Source organism: Schleiferilactobacillus harbinensis DSM 16991 (assembly GCF_000425885.1).
GTDB classification, from domain to species: Bacteria; Bacillota; Bacilli; order Lactobacillales; family Lactobacillaceae; genus Schleiferilactobacillus; species Schleiferilactobacillus harbinensis.
In genome coordinates, this window is sequence record NZ_AUEH01000078.1 from 1 (window position 1) to 6219 (window position 6219).

Consider the following 6219-nt stretch of genomic DNA (forward strand, 5'->3'; position numbering starts at 1 on the left):
TATGAACGGAAATCAACGATCATCACGACCAACATTGCCCTCTCCAAGTGGGGCGATACATTCGCCGACAAGACTCTGGCTAATGCCATTCTTGATCGACTGGTGCACCACTCCCGCGTGATTCGGATCAACGGCCGGTCATACCGCATGAAGGGCCATATCACAGAGCCCAAAGCGGACAAAGCACCGAATGATACTGGTTAGGCCTCTGGCCTAACTGAAGCATCACCACTAATTGGAAAGGAGAAACGCAGCTCAACTAAACCGGCAAAAAACAACATTTTCTAATCGGCAAAAAATGTCATTTTATCGTCGGCGTTGACACAGGATAAAGTAATCGCCCTTAAAGCCCGCCATCAGCTGCCAGCTCAAATTGATAGCTGCGACGACGCCGCCTTGACCAGCATCGCGTAGATCCATGTACAGATAAAACGCAGGCATCAAACCAATCTGGAGAATCACTTCCAAAACCAGCCAAACGAGGCGAAAAATACCCCAATAGGTGCTGGCAAACGGCAAGTATGCCGGCCAATTCAGCAAGACGCTGGTGAATAAGAAGAGGACGAGATAACCTGGGAGATAACGGGGTGAAAAACCAATGAACGCCCGGCTGAGCAAAGAGCGATTCTGCTCTGGATGCCGCCACCAAGTCAAAACGCCCATCGCCGCACTGGTCGCCACAAAATCAAATAACAAGATGACCCACCATGGGGCCGCAGGGGCAGCCAGACCGCCAACACTCCCCGGGGCGGGAAGCGGCATCGGCGGCGAAATGATTTGGCTGAACGCCCAGCGAATGCTTGGACTGACTGCCGTGTGCAGCGGTGACGGCAAGACCCATGCGAACGACCAAACCGATGACCCGGTGGTGAAATAGATCAGTAGAAACTGAAGTACCATAATACCCAGAGCCAAAATAATCAGCGGCAGCAGAGTGATACCAAAAAGTGTGCCATAGTGTCCCGCCATGCGTGCCTTAACAGTCTGCTTTAATGAAGCGCGGTCAATACGCATACCAATCCCCTCCCATATGGCTTGAGTATACGCCACATGCCGTTCCAAATCAGCAAAAAAGCGTTGGTTACCCAACGCTTTACACACTGCTTATATTACCTGGACTTAACGAACGTCGACCCATCTGCTGCTGGTGCTTGGGACTTCCCGATAAAGGCCACCAGTACAATAATGGTGATCAAATATGGTGCCAAGGTGAACCAAACGTTGGGCACATTCGCGATGACTGGAATATATTTACCAATAATGGCCAGTGACTGAGCAAAGCCAAAGAAAATGGCCGCGCCCATTGCCCCAATTGGATTCCATTTCCCAAAAATCATCGCTGCCAGCGACATGAAGCCCTGGCCCACAATCGTGGAAACAGAAAAGTTCAAGGTAATACTCTCCGCCATAATGGCGCCGCCGATACCGCCCAATAGACCAGACAGCATGACCCCCATGTATCGGTATTTGTAAACGGAAATACCGACGGAATCTGCCGCTTCAGGGTGTTCGCCGACAGACCGCAAACGCAACCCGAACCGCGTGTATTTCAGGACCCACCAGGAGAAGATAGCAACGAAAATCCCAAAATACGCCACCAATGACGTATTACGAAAGAAAATCGGTCCAATCACTGGAATATTGGACAATCCTGGCATGGTCACATTAGCCAGCGGCTGCTGAATAATATCGGTTTGCCCTTTGCCGGCAAAAATCAGCTTAGTCAGATAAACTCCCAGCGCCGGCGCCATCAAATTCAATACCGTCCCAGAAATGATATGGTCAGTGCGCCAGTTGATCGTCGCGACGGCATGCATCAAGGAAAACAGCACACCGACTAATCCGCCGACTAACAACCCCAGCCAGGGGGTGGCGCCGTGGAAGATATGGGCAGTGAACAGGTTGAAGACGACACTCGAGAATGCGCCCATCACCATGATACCCTCCAGCCCGACGTTGACGATCCCGCTGCGCTCAGAAAACGTGCCGCCGATTGAAGTAAAAATCATCGGGGCGGAATAAACCAGGGTAGTGGAAACCACCGTCAGCAATAACGTCATGATATTCATTTGGCGTCCTCCCCTTCCTCTTCAGCCTGCGCGGCCCGTTCAGCCACCGCGGCCTGCGGTTCACTGCTGCTGGCCACCGGCGGTTGCTTTTTGGGATGCTTGCGCAATTTAACGCTCAGATAGCGAATGACATAGTTAGCACCGACGAAGAAAATGACAGCGGCAATTACGATATCGACGATTTCTGGCGGCGTCGTGGAGGCGATGGAAATGTTCAATCCGCCAATCTTCAAGATTCCGAAGAGCAGCGCGGCGAGGATGATCCCCACCGGCGACCCGGTCGCTAACAGCGATACGGACATTCCGTCGAAGCCAATACTGGGCAAGGCCGTGTTGACAATGATATTTTGAAAATTACCCAGTCCTTCCATGGCCCCGCCGAGACCGGCGAGCGCCCCAGAAATCAGCATAGCAGAAATGATCGTCTTCTTCGTGGACATCCCGGCATAGCGGGACGCGTCTTCGTTCATCCCCACGGCCCGAATCTCAAAACCCAGGGTCGTTTTCTTCATCAGCCACCAAACCACGATGACCGCGACCAGGGCAATCAAGATACCCCAGTGGAAGGTGGAATTTTGCGTGATTTTTTCCAAAAATGGTGTCCGTAACCGCGCCTGCACAGGGATCGTCGGCGAATAGTCGCCGTCCCCCTTAGCCAGCATGCCCTTGACAACGGCATTCGTCGCATACAGGGCAATATAGTTCAGCATGATGGTGGTGATTACTTCGCTGGCGCCGAAATACGCCCGCAGGAAGCCGGCGATCCCGGACCATAGGGCACCGGCGACTGCACCGGCCAGAATTGCCCCGGGCAGCAGCAAGAAGCCGGGCGCATGGGGAAAGGCTAACGCAAATGACACCGACGCCAGCCAGCCGGCCAGGGCCTGACCGGCCAAACCAATGTTGAAGAAACCGGCCGAGTTCGCGACGGCAAAGCCCAGCCCGGTCAGAATCAGCGGTGTGGCTTCCCGCAACACCTCACCGATTGCATTGGGGCTGCCCAGCGCACCAGTGAATAAACTGATATAGTTTTCAATCGGATTAAAGCCGGACAGGATCATGATGATCGCACCGACCACCATCCCCAGGATAACGGAAGTTACCGAGATCCAGAGGTTGCCCAACCGAAGATTTTTAATGCGCATTGAGCATTTCCTCCTTCCCCGGCACCGTTTCGCCGGCCATCAACAAACCAATCTCATTTTCACTCAAAGCACTGGTCTTCGCTTGACCAACGATCGTGCCGCTGTGAATAACCGCAACGCGATCAGCCAGTTGGCGAATCTCATCCAGTTCGTAAGAAATCAACAGAATCGCGTGGCCCGCCGCTCGGGCAGCCAGCAACTGCGAATGAATGAACTCGATCGCGCCGACATCCAGGCCCCGGGTGGGATTGACTGCAATCAATAATTGCGGTTCCCGACTCAATTCCCGGGCGATGATCAACTTCTGCTGATTCCCGCCGGAAAGCGACCCTGCCGGTTCTTCAATCGTGCTGTGCCGGACGTCGTATTGTTCTAGGAGCTGTTCAGTATTCGTGATCATCGCTTTGGGATTCAATACCCCATGGTGAGAATACGGGGCCAGCGTGTAGACTTGCAGCGACATATTGTCCACCAGGCTCATGGGCAGGATCAAGCCATAGCGCTGCCGGTCTTCTGGAATATGGCCAACCCCGGACTGGGTCACTTGCCGCGGCGTGGCCCCGGTGCGGTCTTGGCCGCCAATAATGACATGGCCGCCCGCCGTAGGCATTAAGCCCGTGATTGCCCGGACGAGTTCACTTTGGCCGTTCCCGTCAATCCCCGCCAACCCGACGATTTCGCCGCCGTGGATGGTCAGATCAAAATCGTGGACCCGAGTGACCTTCTGCTTATCGATGACTTGCAAGTCTTCAATCTTTAAAATTTCTGGACCAACTGGCATCGGTACGCGTTCACGTTGGAAAGTGACGTGCCGGCCAACCATCAGCTCAGCCAGTTTTTCTGTAGAAGTGGTCTTCGTATCCACTGTATCGATCACTTTGCCCCGGCGAATAATCGTGGTGATATCCGCCACGGCCTGCAGCTCATTCAATTTGTGAGAAATCAGGATAACGGCTTTGCCCTCTGAGGCCAGCCGACGAAAAATATCCAGCAATTCCTTGATTTCTTGCGGGGTTAAAACGGCCGTGGGTTCATCAAAAATCAAGATATCGGCATTACGGTACAACACTTTCAAAATTTCTGCCCGTTGCTGCATTCCGACCGAAATGTCCGCAACTTTAGCATCCGGATCCACATCCAACCCATACTGCTTGGACAGTGCCATAACCTTGGCCTTGGCATCGTGCCGGTTCAGGATCCCGACACCTTTCGTTTCCTCCACACCCAGCATGATGTTTTCCAACACGGTGAAGTTCTCTACCAGCATGAAGTGCTGGTGGACCATCCCGATCCCGAGTTCCGTGGCGTCCTTCGCCGAGGCCAAATGGACCGGTTTCCCATGAACTAGAATTTCACCGCTGGTCGGCTGCAAGATTCCGGAGAGCATGTTCATCATGGTTGTCTTGCCGGCTCCATTCTCGCCCAGCAAGCCATGGACCTCACCGTTGCGGATCTGGATCGAAATGTGGTCATTAGCCACAAAATCCCCGAAACGTTTGGTCAGGTCCCGCACTTCAATGGCAATTTCAGAAGATGACATGTGCGATTCCTTTCTATTTGCCTGTCGATATAGAAAAATTAGGGCAGAAGCATACGCTGCTGCCCTAACCGTGTCTCAAATGTCAGACAATTACTTCTTCAGTTGTGAGGGCTTCTCAGCGACTTTGATCTTGCCGTCGATGATCTGCTGCTGGTAATCCTGAACGGCTTTCCAAGCAGCCGCGCTCATGTTGCCGCGCGCCAGTTTAACCCCTTTTTCCTTCAAACCATAAACGGTCGTCTTGCCGCCAGGGAACTTGCCGTCTTTGGCATCGTCGGCCAGCTTCTCAACCGCAATATCCACGCCCTTAACGGTGGAAGTCAGCGTCAGGTTGCCGCCGCTGTACTTACCTTCAGGAGTCTGGTCCCGATCGACGCCGATGACCCAAACCTTCTTCTTCTTGATTTGGTTCTTGGCAGCAGAGAAGACACCCATCCCGGTACCGCCGGCAGCTTGGTAAATCACGTCTTCGTCGTTGTTGAACATGGCGTTGGCTAACGCTTGGCCAACATCCGGCTTGCTGAAGTCGTTGGCATACTTCACATCGACACTGATGTTTTTGTCGACAGCCGCGACCCCTTGGCGGAAGCCGGCTTCAAAGCGGTCAATGACTGCCCCGTGCATGCCGCCGATGAAGCCGACCTTCTTAGTCTTGGTCGTCTCGGCTGCGGCGACACCGGCCAGAAATGCCCCTTCGTTATCCTTAAACGTGACACTGGCCACGTTCTTGGCATCGATCACATCGTCAATGATGACGAAGTTAGTCTTCGGGTTCGCCTTTGCAGCGTTCTTGATCGCACTCTCCAACTTATAGCCGATCCCAAAAATCGTCGCATACTTTGCCTGAATCAACTTGTTGATGTTCGGGGTGAAGTCCGCATCGGAGTTGGATTGGGCGTAGTTATAACCGCCGACACCCTTCTTCAAGCCGTTCTTCTTGCCCCATGCTTCCAGACCTTCCCAACCGCTTTGGTTGAATGACTTGTCGTCCACCCCGCCGCCATCGGTAACCAATGCTGCAGAATACTTGACGGTCTTCGTGGCACTGCCGCTGTTGCTCTTGCCGCCGCAAGCGACCAGGGCTAACCCCATAACCGCAATTGACGCAACCAAGCCAATCTTGTGACTGATTTTCAAAACAGTTCCTCCTCGTATAGTTAATTTACAGACAAGTTCGTGGATAGTTTTCTTGTTTGGATGTTGCGTGATACTCTCTAGTAGTTCATTGGATTTGGGTCCAACTGGTATAGGCTTTTTCCTCCTGTAGCTAAACTACATTGTTGAGACTGCCGCCCAGATGAATCGAACAAGTGCAAACCACAAGCTGCGGGGTCTGGTTCCGATGTTGGCGACTCGCGTTTCGCCAAGCAGCTCATTGAAGCCGGACATGACCGCTCATAGTTGCGAGGATGTGTTGTAGGTTCATAACTAGGGAGCATCGCGCAGCACCCAAGCCTATCCATAA

The 6219-nt window shown here is 53.1% G+C and carries 6 protein-coding genes; 1 reads left to right on the plus strand and 5 read right to left on the minus strand.

Annotated features, from left to right (window positions below; all coding sequences use genetic code 11):
* A partial coding sequence (locus H627_RS18695; RefSeq protein ID WP_035441302.1) for an ATP-binding protein occupies window positions 1-204 on the plus strand: 204 nt, incomplete at its 5' end.
* Window positions 205-306: 102 nt separating this feature from the next.
* On the opposite strand, the gene H627_RS0114950 is transcribed toward H627_RS18695, so the two are convergent.
* The 5 genes from H627_RS0114950 to H627_RS0114970 all read right to left on the minus strand — a co-directional run bounded on the left by H627_RS0114950 (window position 307) and on the right by H627_RS0114970 (window position 5891).
* Window positions 307-1014: a hypothetical protein gene (locus H627_RS0114950; RefSeq protein ID WP_027829568.1), complete on the minus strand. Its 708-nt coding sequence runs from the start codon at window positions 1012-1014 to the stop codon at window positions 307-309.
* A gap of 95 nt (window positions 1015-1109) precedes the next feature.
* Complete coding sequence (locus H627_RS0114955; RefSeq protein WP_027829569.1) at window positions 1110-2069, minus strand: ABC transporter permease; 960 nt, start codon at window positions 2067-2069, stop codon at window positions 1110-1112.
* Window positions 2066-3214 (minus strand): ABC transporter permease, encoded by a 1149-nt coding sequence (locus H627_RS18700; protein WP_051225473.1) that lies wholly within the window; start codon window positions 3212-3214, stop codon window positions 2066-2068. The genes H627_RS0114955 and H627_RS18700 overlap by 4 nt, the downstream gene beginning before the upstream one ends.
* On the minus strand, window positions 3204-4754 hold the full coding sequence (locus H627_RS0114965) for an ABC transporter ATP-binding protein (protein WP_027829570.1): 1551 nt from the start codon (window positions 4752-4754) through the stop codon (window positions 3204-3206). The genes H627_RS18700 and H627_RS0114965 overlap by 11 nt, the downstream gene beginning before the upstream one ends.
* Before the next feature lie 90 nt (window positions 4755-4844).
* Window positions 4845-5891, minus strand: coding sequence for a BMP family lipoprotein (locus H627_RS0114970; RefSeq protein WP_027829571.1), 1047 nt, complete (start codon window positions 5889-5891; stop codon window positions 4845-4847).
* Window positions 5892-6219 lie beyond the last annotated feature (328 nt).